This window comes from Mesorhizobium sp. M1273, assembly GCF_040318195.1.
Lineage (GTDB): Bacteria > Pseudomonadota > Alphaproteobacteria > Rhizobiales > Rhizobiaceae > Mesorhizobium.
On the sequence record NZ_JAMYLV010000028.1, the window covers coordinates 24,077 to 43,218 of the forward strand.

The 19,142-nt window shown below is 62.8% G+C and carries 18 protein-coding genes; 9 read left to right on the top strand and 9 right to left on the bottom strand.

Annotated elements, in window-relative coordinates; genetic code table 11:
* Positions 1 to 33 precede the first annotated feature (33 nt).
* The 5 genes from NKH30_RS24315 (at position 34) to NKH30_RS24335 (ending at position 4,724) form a co-directional block, all read left to right on the top strand.
* Positions 34 to 1,182 carry an acyl-CoA dehydrogenase family protein gene (locus NKH30_RS24315; RefSeq protein ID WP_352470006.1) on the top strand — a complete coding sequence of 383 codons (1,149 nt, stop codon included), beginning with the start codon at positions 34 to 36 and terminating at the stop codon, positions 1,180 to 1,182.
* 71 nt (positions 1,183 to 1,253) lie between these two features.
* Complete coding sequence (locus NKH30_RS24320; RefSeq protein ID WP_352681321.1) at positions 1,254 to 1,649, top strand: RidA family protein; 396 nt, start codon at positions 1,254 to 1,256, stop codon at positions 1,647 to 1,649.
* 177 nt (positions 1,650 to 1,826) lie between these two features.
* Entirely contained in the window at positions 1,827 to 2,618 is a 792-nt protein-coding gene (locus NKH30_RS24325; protein WP_352997374.1) for an ABC transporter substrate-binding protein, read from the top strand.
* Positions 2,619 to 2,727: 109 nt separating this feature from the next.
* The gene (locus NKH30_RS24330; protein ID WP_292656040.1) at positions 2,728 to 3,402 is read left to right on the top strand and encodes an amino acid ABC transporter permease; all 675 of its coding nucleotides are present in this window, start codon (positions 2,728 to 2,730) and stop codon (positions 3,400 to 3,402) included.
* A 29-nt stretch (positions 3,403 to 3,431) separates the two neighbouring features.
* Complete coding sequence (locus NKH30_RS24335; protein ID WP_352921884.1) at positions 3,432 to 4,724, top strand: cysteine desulfurase-like protein; 1,293 nt, start codon at positions 3,432 to 3,434, stop codon at positions 4,722 to 4,724.
* Here NKH30_RS24335 and NKH30_RS24340 read toward each other — a convergent pair.
* Entirely contained in the window at positions 4,655 to 5,527 is an 873-nt protein-coding gene (locus NKH30_RS24340; protein WP_352997376.1) for an NAD(P)H-dependent oxidoreductase, read from the bottom strand. The two genes, NKH30_RS24335 and NKH30_RS24340, sit on opposite strands and share 70 nt — an antisense overlap.
* Before the next feature lie 93 nt (positions 5,528 to 5,620).
* Between NKH30_RS24340 and NKH30_RS24345 the strand changes: the two genes are divergently transcribed.
* Positions 5,621 to 6,541 (top strand): LysR family transcriptional regulator, encoded by a 921-nt coding sequence (locus tag NKH30_RS24345; RefSeq protein ID WP_352997378.1) that lies wholly within the window; start codon positions 5,621 to 5,623, stop codon positions 6,539 to 6,541.
* A gap of 22 nt (positions 6,542 to 6,563) precedes the next feature.
* Here NKH30_RS24345 and NKH30_RS24350 read toward each other — a convergent pair whose 3' ends face one another.
* From NKH30_RS24350 to NKH30_RS24375, 6 genes are all read right to left on the bottom strand, one after another.
* Positions 6,564 to 7,394: a dipeptide ABC transporter ATP-binding protein gene (locus NKH30_RS24350; RefSeq protein ID WP_352448539.1), complete on the bottom strand. Its 831-nt coding sequence runs from the start codon at positions 7,392 to 7,394 to the stop codon at positions 6,564 to 6,566.
* Positions 7,391 to 8,266, bottom strand: a complete 876-nt coding sequence (locus NKH30_RS24355; protein ID WP_023676824.1) for an ABC transporter ATP-binding protein — start codon at positions 8,264 to 8,266, stop codon at positions 7,391 to 7,393. Before NKH30_RS24355 ends, NKH30_RS24350 begins: the two co-directional genes overlap by 4 nt.
* A 4-nt stretch (positions 8,267 to 8,270) precedes the next feature.
* Positions 8,271 to 9,188 carry an ABC transporter permease subunit gene (locus NKH30_RS24360; protein WP_023676823.1) on the bottom strand — a complete coding sequence of 306 codons (918 nt, stop codon included), beginning with the start codon at positions 9,186 to 9,188 and terminating at the stop codon, positions 8,271 to 8,273.
* A 1-nt stretch (position 9,189) separates the two neighbouring features.
* The gene (locus NKH30_RS24365; RefSeq protein ID WP_023676822.1) at positions 9,190 to 10,197 is read right to left on the bottom strand and encodes an ABC transporter permease subunit; all 1,008 of its coding nucleotides are present in this window, start codon (positions 10,195 to 10,197) and stop codon (positions 9,190 to 9,192) included.
* 58 nt (positions 10,198 to 10,255) lie between these two features.
* On the bottom strand, positions 10,256 to 11,848 hold the full coding sequence (locus NKH30_RS24370; protein WP_352448537.1) for an ABC transporter substrate-binding protein: 1,593 nt from the start codon (positions 11,846 to 11,848) through the stop codon (positions 10,256 to 10,258).
* A gap of 94 nt (positions 11,849 to 11,942) precedes the next feature.
* Positions 11,943 to 12,638 carry a hypothetical protein gene (locus NKH30_RS24375; protein WP_352997379.1) on the bottom strand — a complete coding sequence of 232 codons (696 nt, stop codon included), beginning with the start codon at positions 12,636 to 12,638 and terminating at the stop codon, positions 11,943 to 11,945.
* Between the two features lie 16 nt (positions 12,639 to 12,654).
* On the opposite strand from NKH30_RS24375, the gene NKH30_RS24380 reads away from it, so the two are divergent.
* Both NKH30_RS24380 and NKH30_RS24385 read left to right on the top strand, forming a co-directional pair.
* The gene (locus tag NKH30_RS24380; RefSeq protein WP_352769182.1) at positions 12,655 to 14,286 is read left to right on the top strand and encodes a long-chain-fatty-acid--CoA ligase; all 1,632 of its coding nucleotides are present in this window, start codon (positions 12,655 to 12,657) and stop codon (positions 14,284 to 14,286) included.
* 7 nt (positions 14,287 to 14,293) lie between these two features.
* Entirely contained in the window at positions 14,294 to 15,028 is a 735-nt protein-coding gene (locus NKH30_RS24385; protein ID WP_352830379.1) for a class I SAM-dependent methyltransferase, read from the top strand.
* Here NKH30_RS24385 and NKH30_RS24390 read toward each other — a convergent pair.
* Together NKH30_RS24390 and pgi are read right to left on the bottom strand one after the other, a co-directional pair.
* On the bottom strand, positions 15,012 to 15,734 hold the full coding sequence (locus NKH30_RS24390) for an HAD family hydrolase (protein WP_352448533.1): 723 nt from the start codon (positions 15,732 to 15,734) through the stop codon (positions 15,012 to 15,014). The genes NKH30_RS24385 and NKH30_RS24390 overlap by 17 nt on opposite strands.
* A gap of 5 nt (positions 15,735 to 15,739) precedes the next feature.
* Positions 15,740 to 17,383, bottom strand: coding sequence for a glucose-6-phosphate isomerase (pgi, locus tag NKH30_RS24395; protein ID WP_352997380.1), 1,644 nt, complete (start codon positions 17,381 to 17,383; stop codon positions 15,740 to 15,742).
* Positions 17,384 to 17,638: 255 nt separating this feature from the next.
* On the opposite strand from pgi, the gene pdxR reads away from it, so the two are divergent.
* Entirely contained in the window at positions 17,639 to 19,132 is a 1,494-nt protein-coding gene (gene pdxR, locus NKH30_RS24400) for a MocR-like pyridoxine biosynthesis transcription factor PdxR (protein ID WP_352997381.1), read from the top strand.
* The last annotated feature ends 10 nt before the right edge of the window (positions 19,133 to 19,142 follow it).

The following is a 19,142-nucleotide window of genomic DNA, read 5'->3' on the forward strand; positions in this document are numbered from 1 at the left end:
GAGCGCCAGGGCCGGAGAATTGTGGAGGCAGCAATGCCTGACCGTTCCTTCCTCTCCTGGCCGTTCTTCGAGGATCGCCACCGCGATCTGGCGGAGCGGCTGGAGGCATGGTGCGCCAAGAACCTGCCGGTCGCGCATCACGATGTCGACGCGGCCTGCCGCGAGCTGGTGGCCAAGCTCGGCCAGGACGGCTGGCTGAAGCCGACGGCGCTCGACACCGAAAACCCCTCGCCGCTCGACGTGCGCACGCTCTGCCTCACGCGCGAGACGCTGGCCCGGCATGATGGGCTGGCCGATTTCGCCTTCGCGATGCAAGGGCTCGGCACTGGCGCGCTCAGCCTGTTCGGCTCGCCCGACCAGCAGCACTGGCTGGCGAAGACACGGGCCGGCAAGGCGATTTCGGCTTTCGCGCTGTCGGAGCCGCGCTCGGGCTCGGACGTTGCCAATATGGAAATGACCGCCGCGCGTGACGGCGACAGCTATCTCCTATCCGGCGAAAAGACCTGGATCTCCAACGGCGGTATCGCTGACTTTTATGTTGTCTTTGCCCGTACCGGCGAGGCGCCCGGCGCCAAGGGGCTTTCCGCCTTTATCGTGCCTTCCGAAACCGAAAGGCTGATCGTTGCCGAGCGGCTGGAGGTGATTGCGCCGCACCCGCTCGCCCGGCTGTCCTTCGACAATGCACGCATTCCAGCCTCGGCGCTGATCGGCAGACCCGGGGACGGTTTTCGCATCGCCATGTCCGTGCTCGACGTGTTCCGTTCGACCGTCGGCGCAGCGGCGCTCGGCTTTGCCCGGCGCGCGCTGGACGAAAGCATCACAAGAGTGGCCGAGCGCAGGCTGTTCGGTGCGCCGATGGCCGAGCTGCAGATGGTGCAGGGCCACATCGCCGACATGGCGCTGGATGTCGATGCCGCCGCGTTGCTGGTCTATCGCGCCGCCTGGACCAAGGACATGGGCGCGGCTCGGGTTACCCGCGAAGCCGCCATGGCCAAGCTGTTCGCTACCGACAAAGCGCAGGAGGTGATCGACAAGGCTGTGCAGCTGCATGGCGGCGACGGCGTCCGCAAGGGCCATATCGTCGAAAGCCTGTATCGCGAGATCCGGGCGCTGCGCATCTACGAGGGAGCGTCCGACGTGCAGAAGGTGGTGATTGCACGGCAAGTGATGGGAGCGGCCTGAGACGAGAGTTTGCGTGAAATTATTGTCTTCGAGTTTTGAGCGACCGGATTTGAGCATTGGGAGGTTTTGACATGCACACCATCCTGCAGCCGGAAGGCTGGGCGAAACCCGTCGGCTACGCCAATGGCGTCGCCGCGCGTGGGCAGCTTGTCTTCGTCGGCGGGCAGGTCGGCTGGAACGGACAGGGCCGCTTCGAGACCGATGATCTTGTCGGCCAGGTGCGGCAGACGCTGGCCAATATTGTTGCTGTGCTCGCCGAGGCCGACGCCAAGCCGGAACATATCACCTCTATGACCTGGTACTTTACCGACAAGGCGGAATATCTGACCAATCTCAAGGGGATCGGCGAGGTTTATCGCGAGGTGATCGGCCGGCATTTTCCGGCGATGGCCGCCATGCAGGTGATGGCGCTGGTCGAGGATCGCGCCAAGGTTGAGATCCAGGCGACGGCGGTTATTCCGGAGTGACGGCAACACGTGGCAATTTTTTAAGCTTAAAACTTTCGCCTTGAAAAGCGCGGTACTTTGGATAGCATTCGATGTCTTGCGACTGCCGTGCCGGGAGGGCTTTCCGGCAGTCCCGTCACTTGGCGCATCAAAACCGTGCGGGCCAAACCCGTCCGATCACAACCAGAGGGAACGAAAATGAACTTCACCCGTCGCAACCTGCTGCTTCTTGCTGCCGCCGTCGGCATCGCCGGCGGCCCGGCCTACGCCGAAGGCACGCTGAATGTCGGCGCCTATCCGACCAATCCGCCTTTTGAATACAAGAACGAGAGCGGCACGTTCGAGGGTTTCGAAGTCGACATCATCAATGAGGCGGCAAAGCGTATCGGCATGACCACTGATATCGCCGATCTCGGTTTCCAGGCGCTGTTCGCCGCCACCACCTCGAAGCGCATCGACGTCGCCATCTCGTCGATCACCATCACGCCGGAGCGGCTGAAGTCTCAGTCGTTCACGCAGCCCTACTATGATTCCGACATGGGCATCGCCGCGAAGGCCGACAGCCCGATCAAGGCCGAGGCCGACCTCAAGGGCAAGATTGTCGGCGTGCTGTCCGGCTCGACCGGCGAAGCCTGGGTCAAGGCCCACCAGGAAGCGGACGGGTTCAGTGACGTCAAGGGCTACGACACGCAGCAGAATTTGCTGCTCGATCTCAGCTCCGGCCGCGTCGATGCGGCGGTCAGCGATATTCCGGGCCTGGAATATTCTTTCACCAGGATGAAGGATCTCGCCGTAAAAGAGCGCATCAAGACCGGCGAGCAGTACGGTCTGATGATGACCAAGGACCACCCGCTGCTCGGCAAGCTGAACGACGCGCTGACCGCGATGAAGAAGGACGGCACGCTGGCCGCGATCCACAAGAAGTGGTTCGGCAGCGACGCACCTGCCGATTCCTCGACCGTCAAGGAAACTCCTATGCCGAAGGCCTGAGCGGCAGTTCACGCTTAAATGTCGTGCCGGCTTTCGATGCCGGCACGATTTCGGATTTCGGGCTCGGGCTCGAGCGTCGCGGGACGCCAAACGTTTCGGAAATGCTGCGATGTCGCTGCTGGACACCTTCTTCAACGCCGACGTCATGGTCTCCAGCCTGCCGGCGCTGTTGCGCGGCTTCCTGAACACCCTGCTGCTCGGAATCATGAGCATCGGCATCGGTATTCCCGTCGGCCTCGCGATCAGCCTGGTGCGGCTCTATGCGCCAAAGCCGCTTCGGCTGCTGGCTGTCGGCTACATTGACATTTTCCGGGCGATGCCGGTGCTGGTCGTGCTGATCCTGATCTACTATGCGCTGCCGTTCCTCGGCATTCGCCTGTCATCGTGGACGTCCGCGGTGATGGCCTTCGCCATCATCATGGCGGCCTATTCGGCCGAGGTGTTCCGCTCCGGTATAGAGAGCATTCCGCGCGGCCAGTTCGAGGCGGCGCAGGCGCTCGGCCTGCCGTTCTTGCTGACCTTGCGCAAGGTAGTGCTGCCGCAGGCGATCCGCGTCGTCATTCCGCCAATGACCAGCAATTGCGTTTCGATGTTCAAGGATACTTCGCTCGCTTCCACCGTGGCGCTGCCCGAACTGCTGAAAGAAGCGACCAACGCGCAATCGCTCTATGCCAATCCTTCACCGCTGATCGGCGCGGCGCTGGTCTATCTCATCTTTCTCTGGCCGATGGTCCGTCTCGTCAGCCTCCTTGAACGCCGCTTTCAAACCGAAAAGACCCGCTAATCTGTCAGCGCACTTCGCAGGAGACGACCTTGAACCAGCATCAGATTTCGAAAACCGGCGATGCCGCAGCTTTCCCGGTCGAGACGATCCGCGCCATGTTTCCCGCCTTGCAGCAGGCCGGGGACTTCGTCTTCATGGACAATGCCGCCGGCGCGCAGATCCCGCAAAGCGTGCTCGATGCGGTCACCAACCATTTGGTCGCGCATAATGTGCAGCGCGGCGGCCGCTATGGCCGCAGCGTCACCGTCGACCAAGCCGTCGCCGGCGCTCGCGAAAGCGTGGCCTTGCTGATCAACGCCACCAACCCGGCGGAGATCTGTTTCGGCATGAACGCCACTTCGTTCATCCGCCTGGTCAGCCTCGGCATCGGCCAGATGCTTTCCGAGCGCCCAAACGGGGAGCGTGACGAGATAGTCATCACCGACATGGATCACGACGCCAATATCGCGACGTGGCTGGCGCTGGCGCCCGCCGGCGCCAAGTTCAAATGGTGGCGGATGCGCGACGACGGCAATCTGCATGTCGACGATTTGCGCCCGCTGGTCTCAGAGCGCACCCGGCTCGTCGCCTGCACGGTAACGGCGCATTCGATCGGCTCGATTGTCGACGTTGCCTCCGTGGCTGCGATTGCGCATGCGGCAGGCGCCGAAGTGTTCCTCGACTGCGTGCATTACGGGCCGCACGGGCTGATCGATGTGCAGGCCTGGGATTGCGACTATCTCGTCTGCTCCGGCTACAAGAATTTCTCGCCGCATATGGGCTTCCTGTGGGGCCGCTTCGAAACACTGAAGCGCTTGCCGACCTTCCGCGAGGATTTCATCCCCGACGAGCCGCCCCACAAAATCGAAGCCGGCACGTTCATCTACGAGAACGTCTCCGGCATGGATGCCGCGGTGCGTTACCTCGAATCGATCGGCCGCAATTTCTTGTCCGAGAATAACCGGTCGCGCCGCGACAACATCGTCGCCGGCATGAATGCAATCCGCGACTACGAACAGGTGCTGGCGCGCGAAATGCTGGCGGTGCTCAAAGATTGCGGCGCGACGATCTACGGCGTGGCCGAAGAGGCACGCCTCAGCGAGCGCGTGCCGACCTTCTGCTTCAATGTCGGCACGCTGTCGCCGCAGAGGATCGTCGAGGAAATGGCCGAGATGCAGATCGGCATTCGCGACGGCCACATGTATGCGCCGCGTCTGATGAAGCGGCTCAACCTCAGCATGGACAGCGGCGCCGTGCGCGCGTCGCTGGTGCATTACAATACGATCGAGGAAGTCCGGCGCTTCGGCGAGGCGCTGCGCACCATCATCGCCCGGCTGTCCTGATCGGACTGGGCGGCGGCGCCGGCGCGATCCTCGTGAAGCGCAAAGGCGGTCGCACCCGGGTTCTCCAAGCCGGGGCGCAATTGCATGCTTGGGATCAGGTAATCGCCGCCATTCTGCTGCCGATAACGAATGGGCCGGATTGTCTCGAGCGTCCGCATCCTTTCGCACAGTCGCTCCGCGACAGGCTCGAAATCCGCCTCCCCGAAACGGTCCACCCTGTAAACCACGAACGGCGGAAGCACGTCGTAGCCCGGATAGTATAGAATCCCGTGATTGATCGGGAACAGCAGGTCGTCGATCGGGCCGTTGACGCCGCGGGCGGAGTAATGCTCTTCCCAGCCGCCTGCGGTCACGATCAGCATTGCGCGCTTGCCGGCGAGCGTTCCCTCACCAAAGCGGTCACCCCACCGCTTGTCGCTGTGCTCGCCAACGCCATAGGCGAAGCCGTAGGCGTACACGCGATCGACCCAGCCCTTGAGGATCGCCGGCATGGCGTACCACCACAGCGGGAACTGGAGGATCAGGGTGTCGGCCCATAGCAGCTTGTCGATCTCGGCTTTGACGTCATCGGTCAGAGTGTTGGTCGCAAAAGCCTTTTTGGAGGCGCCGGCCGGCAGGAAGCGTGCTTCGGGCGGCCACGACGGAAAGTCGGCACGGTCCACCTCGGCTTTCCAGCCGTCGGCATAGAGGTCCGACACCCGCACCTCGTGGCCTTGGGCCTCGAGTTCCCTGATGGCGACGTCACGCAGCGCGCCGTTGAGCGAACGCGGTTCAGGATGAGCAAAAACAAGCAGGACTTTCATGGGTCTACTCCGAAGAAGGACGATAGACACCAAAGGTAGCCAGCCGCGGAATGATCCGCTATATGTAGGAAATGCATAAGATAATGCCGAATAATGGATAGATCGGACGTCACTCTCGAGCGCATGCGCACCTTCGTTCGCGTCGCCGAGCGCGGCAGCCTCTCGGCGGTGGCGCGCGAGCTCGGAGTTGGGCAGTCGACGGTCACACGGCATTTGCGAGAACTCGAGGAGGCCGTCGGAGTGCCCTTGCTCAGCAGGACCACCCGGCGTGTGACGATGACTGATGAAGGCAGCCGTTACTATACCGACAGCGTCCAGGTCCTGCGCCTCGTTGAGCAGGCCGGCGATGAGGCGCGGGGCACGCGCGGCGCGTCGGCCGGCACGATCCGGATATCCTGCACGGCGGCGCTCGGGGTCTTGCACGTCAGCCGGCTGATCTTCGCCTTTCAGGACCGCTATCCCGATATCGGCATCGATCTTAGCCTCACCGACGAGCGCATCGATCTTGTGCGGGAGGGCGTCGACATTGCGCTTCGCCTGGGTCCGCTCACCGACAGCTCAATGAAACTGCGGGCGCTCGGGCAATCCCGGCGTCTGCTGGTGGCGGCGCCGGCCTATCTGGCGGCGCGGGGCGGACCGGCTGTCCCGCAGGATCTGCCTGGCCATGAAGGCATCCGGATGTCGAACATCGCAGGAAGCGACACACTCGCCCTGCAGGGGCCGGTCGGCAAACGCTTTGCGGTGCCCTTTGGCGGTCGATTTCGCGTCGACCATGGGCTTGCCGCGCGCGAAGCCATTGTCGCCGGGCGCGGTATCGCACCCGCCCACCATTGGCTTGTCGACGATCTCCTGGCGGCCGGCCGGCTGGAAGTGGTCCTGCCGGGCTATTTTCCGCCTCCCGTCCCGCTGAGCATGCTGATCGTTCCGGAGCGTGCGGGCATTGCCCGGGTGCGGCTGCTGGTCGACTTTCTCGCCGAGCAGATCTCCGGCATTCCGGGGATCGAGAAGCGGTAGCCGGCCGGCAAACCTCGCCGGATCAGGCGGCCTTCTTCTTCGCCAAACGTGCCTTGATGCTGGCAACGTCGGCACGTGGCGTCGCCGCGAACAGCGTCCTGGTGTAGCTGTGTTTGGGGTCGGCGAAGACCTCGTCGCGCGAGCCGTATTCGACCGCTTCGCCGAAATACATTACCATCACGTCGTCGGCGATGTAGCGCACCACCGACAGGTCGTGGCTGATGAAAACATAGGTTAGCTGAAACTCGTCCTGCAGGTCGGCGAGCAGGTTCAGCACCTGCGCCTGCACCGAAAGATCAAGTGCCGAGACCGGCTCGTCCAGCACCAGAAGGCTGGGGTTGAGCATCAGCGCGCGGGCGATGGCGATCCGCTGGCGCTGGCCGCCCGAAAACATATGCGGGTAGCGATTAAAGTGCTCGGGGCCGAGACCGACCTTCTTTAGCATCTTCATGGCAAGATCGCGCCGTTCGTCGGCCGTGCTGTCGGTGTTGATGAGCAGCGGCTCGGCAAGCACGTCGCCGATCTTCTGGCGTGGATTGAGCGAACCATAAGGGTTTTGGAAGACGATCTGGACCTTGCGGCGCATTTCCTTCGACAGGCCGTTCCTGCCGATGTCTACCTTCTTGCCGTCGATGAAAAGCTCGCCGGAGGTCGCCGGGTCGATCAGGGTGATGATGCGGGCGAGTGTTGACTTGCCGCAGCCGCTCTCGCCGACGATGGCCAGCGTCTTGCCCTTGTCGACGCTGAACGAAACACCCTTGACCGCATGAACCGTACGGGAGGGGCGGAAAAGCCCGCCACCGACATGATAGTCGCGCACGATGTTCTTGCCTTCGACTACCGTCACGCTCATGAGGCGGTTCCTCCTGCGGACCGGGCTGCGACTACAGATGGGGCCGGCTCAAACAGCATGTCGGAAACAGTAGGCAACCGGTCGCCGACGGCGTTTTCGGGCAGCGCCGACAGGAGCGCGCGCGTGTAGTTGCTCTTGGGGGACTCGAACAGCGACAGCACGTCGGCCTCTTCCATCTTGCGGCCCTTGTACTGGACGATGACACGGTCGGCGGTCTCGGCAACCACCCCCATATTGTGGGTGATCATGATCAGGCCCATGCCATATTTGGCCTGCAGGCCGACCAGCAGATCGAGGATCTGCTTCTGGATGGTGACGTCGAGCGCCGTGGTTGGCTCGTCGGCGATCAAAAGCTTGGGATTGCAGGCGATGGCGATGGCGATCATGACGCGCTGACACTGACCACCCGACATCTGGTGCGGGAAGGAGCCCAGCCGTTCCTCGGGGTCGGCGATGCCGACCAACTTCATCAATTCGATGGCACGCGCCCGGCGCTGGGCGCGGTCCATGCCCATATGGAAGCGCAGCACCTCCTCGATCTGGAAGCCGACGGTGAAGCACGGGTTGAGGCTGGCGACCGGCTCCTGGAAGATCATCGAAATGTCCTTGCCGACGATCTTGCGCCGCTCGGATGGGCCGAGCTTGAGCAGGTCGATGCCGTCGAAGGCCATGCGGTCGGCCCTCACCGTCGCGGTGTTGGGCAAAAGCCCCATCACCGCCAGCATCGCCACCGACTTGCCCGAACCGGATTCGCCGACGATCGCCAGCACCTCGCGCGGTTCGACCGACAGGTCGATGCCTTGTACCGCCATGAATGGTCCAGCGGCGGTGTCGAAGGAAACGGTCAGGTTCTTGATCTCGAGAAGAGGCATTGGATTATGACCTCTTCAGCTTGGGATCGAAGGCATCGCGCAAGCCGTCGCCGATCAGATTGATGGCAAGCACAGTGATCAGGATGGCAAGTCCGGGGAAGGTCACCACCCAAGGCGCGCGCAGGATGAACTCGCGCGCCGAGGCGAGCATCGTGCCCCATTCCGGCGTCGGCGGCTGCGCACCGACACCGAGGAAGCCGAGCGCCGCAGCTTCGAGAATAGCGTTGGAGAAGGACAATGTCGCCTGCACGATCAGCGGTGCCAGGCAGTTCGGCAGGATCGTCCTCACCATCAAGCGAAGATGACCGGCACCAGCCACCTTGGCGGAGATGACATATTCGCGGTTCTTTTCGGCCATCACGGCGGCGCGGGTGAGGCGCGCGAAATGCGGCTGCAGCACCAGCGCGATCGCCAGCATGGCATTGAACAGGCCCGGGCCGAGGATCGCCACCAGCACCAGCGCCAGAAGCAGCGACGGGAAGGCCAGGATGATATCCATGATGCGCATGATCAGAGTGTCGACCCAGCCGCGGAAATAGCCGGCGAGCACGCCAAGCACGATGCCGCTGGTGAGCGAGAAGACAACGACCACCAGACCGATGAACAGCGAGAAACGCGCCCCGAAGATCAACCGTGAAAGCATGTCGCGGCCGACCGCGTCGGTGCCGAGCAGGAACATCGATTTGCCGCCTTCCTGCCAGGCAGGGGGTGCCAGCAGCGCATCGCGAAACTGCTCGTCGGGCGAATGTGGGGCGACGAACGGCGCAAAGATCGCCACCAGCACCAGCGCCGAAAACACGACAAGGCCGATGACCGCGCCGGTGTTCATCGAGAAGTAGTGCCAGAACTCGGCGAAAGCCCGTTGCCTGCCGCCTGTCGGGATGGAGGCGGCGGTAGCTTCGGCGGCGGATTCGTCGGTCATCTCACTGCACCCGGATGCGCGGATTGATGACGGCGTAGAGCACGTCGACGATCAGGTTCACCGCCATGACGATCAGCGCGATGATCAGCAATCCGCTCTGGACGACGACATAGTCGCGCTTGCCGATGGCATCGATCATCCATTTGCCGATGCCCGGCCAGGAGAAAATGGTCTCGGTCAGAATGGCGCCCGCCATCAAGGTGCCGACCTGCAGTCCAATGGTGGTGACTACCGGGATCAGCGCGTTGCGAAAAGCGTGCAGACCGATGACGCGGCGAGGCGCCAGGCCCTTGGCGCGCGCGGTGCGGACATAGTCCTCGCCCAGCACCTCGAGCATAGCCGAGCGCGTCTGGCGCGCTATGACGGCAAGCGGGATCGTCGCCAGCACGATCGACGGCAGGATCAAATGGCTGACGGCAGATTTGAAAGCGCCGCTCCTGCCGGAGATCAGGCTGTCGATGAGCATGAACCCGGTCGTCGGCCTGAAGAAATACTGCAGGCCGATGCGGCCGGAAACCGGCGTCCAGCCGAGATAGCCGGAGAAGAAGATAATGAGCAGCAACCCCCACCAGAAGATCGGCATCGAATAGCCGGTCAGCGCGACACCCATCGTAGCCTGGTCGAACCACGAGCCGCGCTTGACCGCGGCGAAGATACCGGCAGGAATGCCGAGCAGGACGGCGATGATCAACGCCACTGTCGCCAGTTCCAGCGTGGCTGGAAACAGCGCCTGGAATTCGCCGAGCACTGGCCGCTTGGTGGCAATAGATATGCCGAAATCGCCGGTCAGGACCCTGCCGATATATTCCAGGTATTGGATGACATAGGGCCGGTTGTAGCCAAACTGCTCGATGAGCTGGGCGTAGCGCTCGGGGCTGACGCCGCGCTCGCCCGCCAGGGCCAGGATAGGATCGCCGGGCAGAAGCCGGACGAAAGCAAACGCCGCCAGCGATATGCCGAACACGGTCGGGATGATCAAAGCGAGCTTGTGGAGGAGATAACGGAGCATCTTGCTTCATAGAACGGCGGCGCGGGAAGTCCAGCGCCGCCGTTCAATTTCTCAGGACTTATTCGGTGACGTCGACGCCGTCAAACCGATGAATGCCGAGCGGGTCCATAACGAAGCCCGACACCTTCTTGTTCATCGGCATGAAGACCTTGGAGTGGGCGATGGTCAGCCACGGAGCCTCACGCTTGAACACCACCTGAGCTTCCTCGTAGATCTTGGTGCGCTCGGCGACGTCCGTCGTCGCCTTGCCTTTTTTCAGCAGGGCTTCGAATTCCTGGTTGCACCAGATCGCATAATTGGACTGGCCGATGGCATCGCAACCGAGCAGGAAAAAGAAGTTGTCCGGATCGCCATTGTCACCGGTCCAGCCCAGTTGGAAGGCGCCGTCGCGATCCTTAGCCTTGCCGCGCTGGCGATACTCGGTCCATTCGTAACTGACGATCTCCGCCTTGACGCCGACGGCGGCATAGTCGGCCTGGATCAACTCGGCGACGCGCTGGGCGTTCGGGTTGTAGGGGCGGCTGACCGGCATAGCCCAGATCTTCATCGACAGATCCTTGACGCCTGCATCGGCCAGCATCTTCTTGGCCGCCTCCGGATCATAGGGATCGTCCTTGATGTCCTTGTTATAGGACCACATGGTCGGCGGGATCGGGTTGATGGCCGGCGCGCCGGCGCCCTGATAGACCGCGTCGATGATCGCCTTCTTGTTTACCGCCATGTTGAGGGCCTTGCGGACCTCGACCTTGTCGAAGGGCGGCTGCGTCGTGTTGTAAGCCATGTAGCCGATGTTCAGGCCTTCCTGCTCGTCGACCTTGAGGTTCGCGTCAGCCTGCAGTCCGGCAATGTCGGCCGGCGCCGGGTATGACATGATATCGCACTCGCCCGCCTTCAGCTTCTGCGCGCGTACGGCCGGATCGGGCGTGATGGCGAAGATCAGATCGTCGATCTTCTGTCGCCCGCCATAGTAGCCGTCCCATGCTGCATAGCGCACGACCGCATCGACCTGATAGTCGACGAACTGGAACGGACCAGTGCCGACCGGCTTCTGGGTGAACTGCTGCCTGGTGCCGGCCTTGTCGAGTTGGTCGGCATATTCCTTGGAGACGATCGAGGCGAAATCCATGCCGAGGTCCGGCAGGAACGCGACTTCAGGCTTGTTCAGCACGAATTTCACCGTCAGGTCGTCGACCTTGACGATTTCCTTCAGGAGATCGGGAAAGCCCATGCCGGTGAAATATTCCCAGCCGGTGCCTTCCAGATAGCTGTACCACGGGCTTTCTTTCTTCCACTGGCGTTCGAAGGAAAAGATCACGTCGTCGGCGTTGAGGTCGCGCGTCGGCGTGAAATAATCGGTCGTCTGGAATTTCACACCCGGGCGAAGCTTGAAGGTGTATTCGAGACCGTCGTCGGAAACCGTCCAGCTCTCGGCCAGGCCGGGCGAGATGGTGGTCTTGCCATGCTCGAACTCGACCAGGCGCGAATAGATGGTGCGCGACGAGGCGTCGAAGTCGTTGCCGCCGCTCCATGGCGACGGGTCGAAGCCGGCCGGCGAAGCCTCCGAGCAATAGACCAGTTGTTTTGCATTGGCCATGCCGCCGAGGACGCTTGCAGCCAGCAACGCGGCTGCAAAAGTCAGTTTCTTTTTCATTGAGCACTCCCTGATGTTCTTCCAAGCCCCTCTATCAGGCTCGCGAAGGCCGCATATAAGCACCGTTTTTCTAGCTTTGGAACTGCTTGTTTGCCTAACCCACGGGAAGCAGAAAAAAATTCCGGGACGCGGCAAATTGTGGAAAAAACGAGCCGAATCCGCAGATCACGACATTATTAGCGACTTCAATTTTTTGTTGATCGGCGATGCCGCCAATTGTGGGAATCGAGCCGTTCGGTTCAAGAGATGCGCATCCGAAAACCGGTCGCGGCCGAGAGGTTTGACGGCAAGTCTTACCGCACTCCAGGTGGCGAGGCTTGCACGGCCGTCGCTTGTGGCAATACATAGATAGGTGGGCAGCGTGCCGGAATTTCCCACGTTCCGGACATTGCGGCAAGCGTGGGATATCGTTGTGATCAGGGCGGTGGTGGCGCGCAAGCATGCCGAAACAATAAGAACGATTGAGGGAGCGACAGGTGGCAAAACCGGCAAAGACAACCAACGCGGCGAAAGCAAAGGCCGAGGCAACATCGAAAGCAGTCAAGTCAAAAGCGGCCGGCGCCAAGCCGACGGCTACCGCAAAGGCAAGCGCGAAGCCGGCGGCGAAGATCACGGCTGGAGCGGCTGCTAAACCGGCAACCGGCAAGACGGCGCCTGCTGCAAAGTCTGCCGCCAAGCCGGCGGCGAAGGCAGTGCCGACAGCGCCACGACTGCCGGCAGGTCCGGCCAAGAGATTACCAAAGGCGATCACGTCGCTGGCCGCCGGCCTGCCGGAAAAACCGTGGCTCAAGAGTTATCCAAAGATCGTGCCGGCCGAGATCGGCGCCCTGCCCTCCAGCTCGATCGGCGACTTTCTCGTCACCGTGTGCAAGCAGTTTGCAAGCCGGCCGGCTTTCGTCTGCATGGGCAAATCGATCACCTATGCCGACCTCGAGCGACAGTCGGCCGCCTTCGGCGCCTATCTGCAATCAACGGGGCTGCAGAAGGGCGCGCGCGTCGCGCTGATGATGCCGAATGTGCTGCAATATCCGGTGGCGATGATGGCAGTGCTTCGCGCCGGCTATGTCGTGGTAAACATCAATCCGCTCTACACGCCGCGCGAGCTGGAGCACCAGCTCAAGGATTCCGGCGCTCAAGCCATTGTCATCCTCGAAAATTTTGCCTGCACCCTGCAGGCGGTGATCGCCAGGACCGCGGTCAAGCATGTCGTGGTCGCCTCGATGGGCGACATGCTCGGCGGGCTCAAGGGAACGATCGTCAACTTCGTTGTACGCCGCGTCAAGAAGATGGTGCCGGCATGGTCGCTGCCCGGCCATGTCAAGTTCAACGCCGCGCTGAAGGCGGGCACCGGCAAGGCCTTCAGGCCCGCAAGGGTCGCGGCCGACGACATCGCCTTCCTGCAATACACGGGCGGCACGACCGGCATCTCCAAGGGCGCGATGCTTTTGCACAGCAACATTTTGGCGAACGTCGCGCAGAACGCGCTGTGGGCCGAAGACGCTTTTACCGTCAAGCCGAAGCCGGCGCATCTGAACTTCCTCTGCGCGCTGCCGCTCTATCACATTTTTGCGCTGACGGCGAACGTGCTGGTAGGCATGCAGCAAGGCGCGCAGAATGTCCTCATCCCCAATCCGCGCGACATTCCCGGCTTCGTCAAGGAGCTGCAGAAATACCCGATCCACATCTTTCCGGGCCTCAACACGCTGTTCAATGCGCTGCTCAATAATGAGGATTTTCGCAAGCTCGATTTCAAGCCGCTGATCCTGACGCTGGGTGGCGGCATGCCGGTGCAGAGGGCCATCGCCGAACGCTGGAAGGCGCTGACCGGCTGCCCGATCAGCGAGGCCTACGGGCTCACCGAGACCTCGCCGGGAGCAACGATCAACAAATTCAGCGACGGCGTTTACACCGGCACGATCGGCCTGCCGCTGCCCTCGACCGAGATCGCCATCCGCGACGACGACGGCAACAATTTGCCGCTCGGCGAAGTCGGCGAAATCTGCATCCGCGGACCGCAGGTGATGGCCGGCTACTGGAACCGGCCGGACGAGACCGCCAAGGTGATGACCGAGGACGGCTTCTTCAAATCGGGCGACATGGGCTTTATGGACGACCTTGGCTACACCAAGATCGTCGACCGCAAGAAGGACATGATCCTGGTTTCCGGCTTCAACGTCTATCCGAACGAACTCGAGGAAGTGGTGGCGCAGCATCCAGGCGTACTCGAAGTGGCGGCGATCGGCGTGCCGGACGAGCATTCGGGTGAAGTGCCGAAGCTGTTCGTCGTCAAGAAGGACCCGGCACTGACCGCCGACATGCTGACGGCTTATTGCCGTGAGAACCTGACCGGCTACAAGCGTCCCAGGTATATTGAGTTCCGCACCGAGCTGCCGAAGACACCGGTCGGCAAGATCCTGCGACGGGCGTTGCGGGGCTAGGCGCAGCTTGAGCGATTGCATCGCCGGCGCCAACGCCGTGAGCATAGGTTCGCGCCCGGACCCGGCACAGTTCATCCGGGCGAACATGCGGATCGCCCCCGTGCCCGCGCTTCCCGAAATTCGGCTTTACACCGCCCATCCGGGAAGCGGGCTCAGGCGGCTTCTCGAATGGAACCAACATGCGACCGAAGAAGACGGACCTGAACCGGAGCCACCGTACTGGGCCTATGTCTGGGCCGGCGGCGCGGTGCTCGCCCGCTACATATTCGACCGGCCGGAGACCGTGGCCGGCCGTCGCGTGCTCGACCTCGGCGCCGGTTCGGGTCTCGTCGGCATTGCAGCGGCAAAAGCCGGGGCAAGCGCGGTCGTCGCGGCCGAGATCGATCGCAACGGTGTGGTTGCGCTCGGCCTCAACGCGACTGCGAACGGCGTCGCTATCATGATCATTGGCGAAGACATCACCAGCGGTCCGCCGCCACCGGTGGATGTCGTGGTGGTCGGCGACCTGTTCTACGCCCATGATCTCGCCGGCCGGGTCGTCCCCTTCCTCGACCGCTGCCTTGCAGCCGGCATCGCCGTGCTGATCGGCGATCCGGGCCGCGCCTATCTGCCCCGCTCGCGGCTTCGCCTGCTGGCCGAATACGAGGTGCCGGATGTCGGCGAAGGCAGGAATGCGGCGATGAAACCGAGCGGCGTGTTCTCGTTCGGACCAGCTAGCTGCGAGTCTAGACTGTCTCGCTGACCCGCGCCGAAAGAAAATCAGGCAGGTCGGCCACCGAATCCAGAATGACGTCGGCTATCTGGGACAGCGATTCACGTGTGCCGGTGCCGGACAGCACGCCGACCGCCAGACCGCAGCCGCCCGCCCGCGCCATTTCAAGATCGTGACGGTTGTCGCCGACCATGGCGATTGCCGAGGGCCTGAGCCCCGTCAGATCAGAGAAGGCAAGGATCGTATCCGGCGCCGGTTTTGGATTGGCCACCGCGTCGTAACCATAGGCGGCGTCGAAAAGCTGCGCGACGCCCAGCGTGACCAGGGTCTTTTCCGCGCCGCTGGTCGAGTCGTTGGTGGCGACACCAAGCCGGTAGGATTTTCTGTGAAGCAGGCCAAGCGTCTCGACCACGCCCGGCAGCGCCACCGCCATTGCCGATCCTTGCGCCGAGGTGATGGCGTTGAAGCGGGCGACGGCAAGCATCTGGTCCTCGTCGGACAGCCGTGGAAACCACAGCTCGACGACGTCCATGTTGGTACCGGAGGCAAAAATCGAATCCGGCTTGAAGCGCTTGGTAGCGAAATCGAAACCCGCCGCCGCAAGCAGCCTGTCTGCTTTCCAGCGATCGCCTTCGGCCGCATCCATCGCCATGAAGTCGGCGATGCCCAGCCATGTCGCGTTGAAATCTACGAGCGTCCCGTCCTTGTCGAACAATATTCCCTTGATGTCCGCCAAGCTTTTCACTCCGGGCCGCGCAAGCGGTGGATGTATTCCACCAGTCCGGCAGTCGAGGCGTCCCGCTTTGCGGCGTTCTCCTTGCCTTCAACGACGGGCAGCAGCCCGGTCGCCAGTTCCTTGCCGAGCTCGACGCCCCACTGGTCGAAGGAGTTGATGTTGAACAGCGTGCCTTCGACGAAGACGCGGTGTTCGTAAAGCGCAATCAGCCGTCCGAATGTGTGAGGGTCGAGTTTCCTGTAGAGGATCGTCACTGAGGGGCGGTCGCCGGAGAAGACGCGGTGCGGAGCAATCCTGTCGACATCGGCCGGCTTCATGCCTTTCGCCAGCATCTGCGCTCGGGCTTCCTCAAGCGTGCGGCCCTTCATGAAGGCTTCCGACTGCGCCAGGCAATTGGCAAGCAGAAGGTCGTGGTGATGCTTCAGTTCCGGCTCGTGGCCGACGGCAGCGGCGAGGAATTCGACCGGAATGAAATCGGTGCCCTGATGCAGAAGTTGGAAGAAGGCATGCTGGCCATTGGTGCCGGGCTCGCCCCAGACCAGCGGGCCGGTCGGTGTCGGTACAGGGCCGCCGTCCAGGGTGACGCTCTTGCCGTTCGATTCCATGTCGAGCTGCTGCAGATAGGCCGGCAGCCTGGACAGACGCTGATCGTAAGGGATGACGGCGCGAGCGGGGTATTTGCAGATCACGCGGTGCCACCAGCCAATCAGCCCCATCAGCGCCGGCAGGTTCTTCGCCAGCGGGGCGGTGCGGAAATGCTCGTCCATCTCATGGGCGCCGTCGAGAAAGGCGCGAAAATCCTTCGGGCCGATGGCGATCATCACCGGCAGACCGATCGCACCCCAGACGGAATAGCGCCCGCCGACCCAGTCCCAGAAGCCGAAGACGCGATCGGGCGCGATGCCGAATTTGGCGACCAGGTCGAGCGCCGTCGAGACGGCGGCGAAATGCTTGCCGACCGCTTCCTTGCCGAGCGCCTTCTCGACCCATCTGCGCGCGGTTTCGGCATTGGTCATCGTCTCGACCGTGGTGAAGGTCTTGGAGGCGATGATGAACAGGGTGGTTTCGGCGGAAAGACCCTTCAGCGTGTCGTGGATATGGGCACCGTCGATATTGGATACGTAATGCGCGCGCGGCCCGTCATGATAGGGCGCCAGCGCCAGCGTCGCCATGGCCGGGCCGAGATCGGAGCCGCCGATGCCGATGTTGACGATGTCGGTGATCTTCTTGCCGGTCGCGCCGGCCGCCTTGCCGGAACGCACCGCGTCGGCGAAGGCACCCATCGCGTCGAGTACGGCAAGGACTTCCGCCTTCACGTCCTGGCCGTCGAGCACGATGCCCTTGCCGGTCAGGTTGCGCAGCGCCGTGTGCAGCACGGCGCGGCCTTCAGTGACGTTGATCTTCTTGCCGGCAAACATCGCGTCGCGCCGGCCTTCAAGGTCAGCGGCCTCAGCCAGTTTCTCCAGCAACTCCATAGTCCGCGCATCGACCGCGCATTTCGACCAGTCGAGCAGCAGGTCGCCGTCACTGGCGGAGAATTTCTCGAAGCGCTGCGGATCGGCAGCGAAAGCCTCGCGCATCGAGCCCGATTTGGCCGCACGGTGATCGCGCAATGCGTCGAGCTGCTTTTGAAAGGACGATTGATCCACTGCTTCGCTCCGGTCTCTTGAGATGCATCTTATCAGGCCGGATGTTTCCGGCGCGTGTCGTCGCGGCAAACTATCGGGTCGAATCCCATCTGTTTCAATGCGCAGCGATGCCGCAGCGCAGCGTGGGTCGGCTCAAAGGATCACTGGCATAAATCCCAGCGATCAGAAAAATTGATTGGCGCAACACCTTGTGCCACCGGTACATTCGACTGGTCCAGCCATGTGAAAAAAGCTGGCCATCGAGGAACATCTCCCATGCCACAGCGAAACGACACGGCCATTTGGTCCGGCCTGTTCCGGATTTCGGCGGAATCCGGTCAGACCCTGCAGGCGCAGATCCGCCAGGCGATCGTCGCCGCCATCCTCGACCGGCAGATCGCGGCTTCCATGCCGCTTCCGTCCTGCCGGATTCTTGCCGAAAAACTCGGCGTGGCGCGCGGCACCGTGGTGCTGGCCTTCCAGCAACTGGTCGACCAGGGCTTCCTGGTGGCGCGCGAGCGCCGCGGCCATTTCGTCAATCCCGAAGTGCTGGCGACGCCGGCCAAGCCGCATCAGAAGGCGCCCGACCAGGCCAACGAGATCGACTGGAAGGCGCGTCGGCAGATCGCGGCGAGCGACATGCCGCCGCCGGCCAAGCACGACAACTGGATCAAGTCGTCATACCCCTTCGTCTATGGCCAATTCGACCCGGCGCTGTTCCCGACCGCCGAATGGCGCGAGTGCAACCGCATGGCGTTGGCGGTGCTCGAAATCCGCAACTGGGCATCCGACATGGTCGACCGCGACGATCCGCTCCTGATCGAGCAGATCCAGGCACGGCTGCTGCCGCGACGCGGCATCTTCGCCAATCCGGACGAGATCATCGTGACGTTGGGCGCGCAGAACGCGCTTTACATGCTGGCGACGCTGTTGATGACCAAGGGCTCCAAGGTGGCGATGGAGGACCCGGGCTATCCCGATGCACGTTCGATCTTCCGGCTGGCCGGCGCCGAGATCCAGCCGGTTCCGGTCGACCACTCCGGCATCGTAACCTCGGCCATTCCCAATGATTCCGGCTTCGTCTTCGTCACGCCCAGCCACCATTGCCCGACCATGGTGCCGCTGTCGGCAGAGCGGCGGCAGGAGCTTTTGGCGCGCGCCAACCGGCACAACCAGATCATCATCGAGGACGGATATGACAGCCAGCTCCTGGACGAGGCGCCGCAGCAGGCGCTGAAGAGCCTCGATCGCTCCGGCCGCGTCATCTATGTCGGCTCGATGTCGAAGACGCTGGCTCCCGGCCTGAGGCTCGGCTACATCGTCGCCTCGGCCGGGCTGATCTCCGAGCTTCGGGCGCTACGCCGCTTCATGCTGCGCCATCCGCCGGCGAACAACCAGCGCGCCGTGGCGCTCTTCCTGTCGCTCGGCCATCACGAGGCGCTGGTGCGGCGGCTGTCGAGCGCCTTCGACGAGAGGCGGAAGCGTCTGGTCCATGCGATTTCCGCCTTCCTGCCGGAGTGGCGCTCGACCGATTCGGCCGGCGGCACGTCGCTCTGGCTCGAGGGGCCGCGCGGCACCGATTCGCGCGGGCTGGCGGAGGCCGCGGCCTCGCGCAGCGTCATCATCGAGCCTGGCGACCGCTTCTTCGACCGCACCGAAAAGCCATCGCGTTTCATGCGCTTGGGCATTTCCTCGATCGCGTTGCAGCACATCGAACCCGGCATCCGCGAACTGGCGACCGCAGCTGGACGCAGGCCGGCAGCGGCCTGATCTCCCTTCC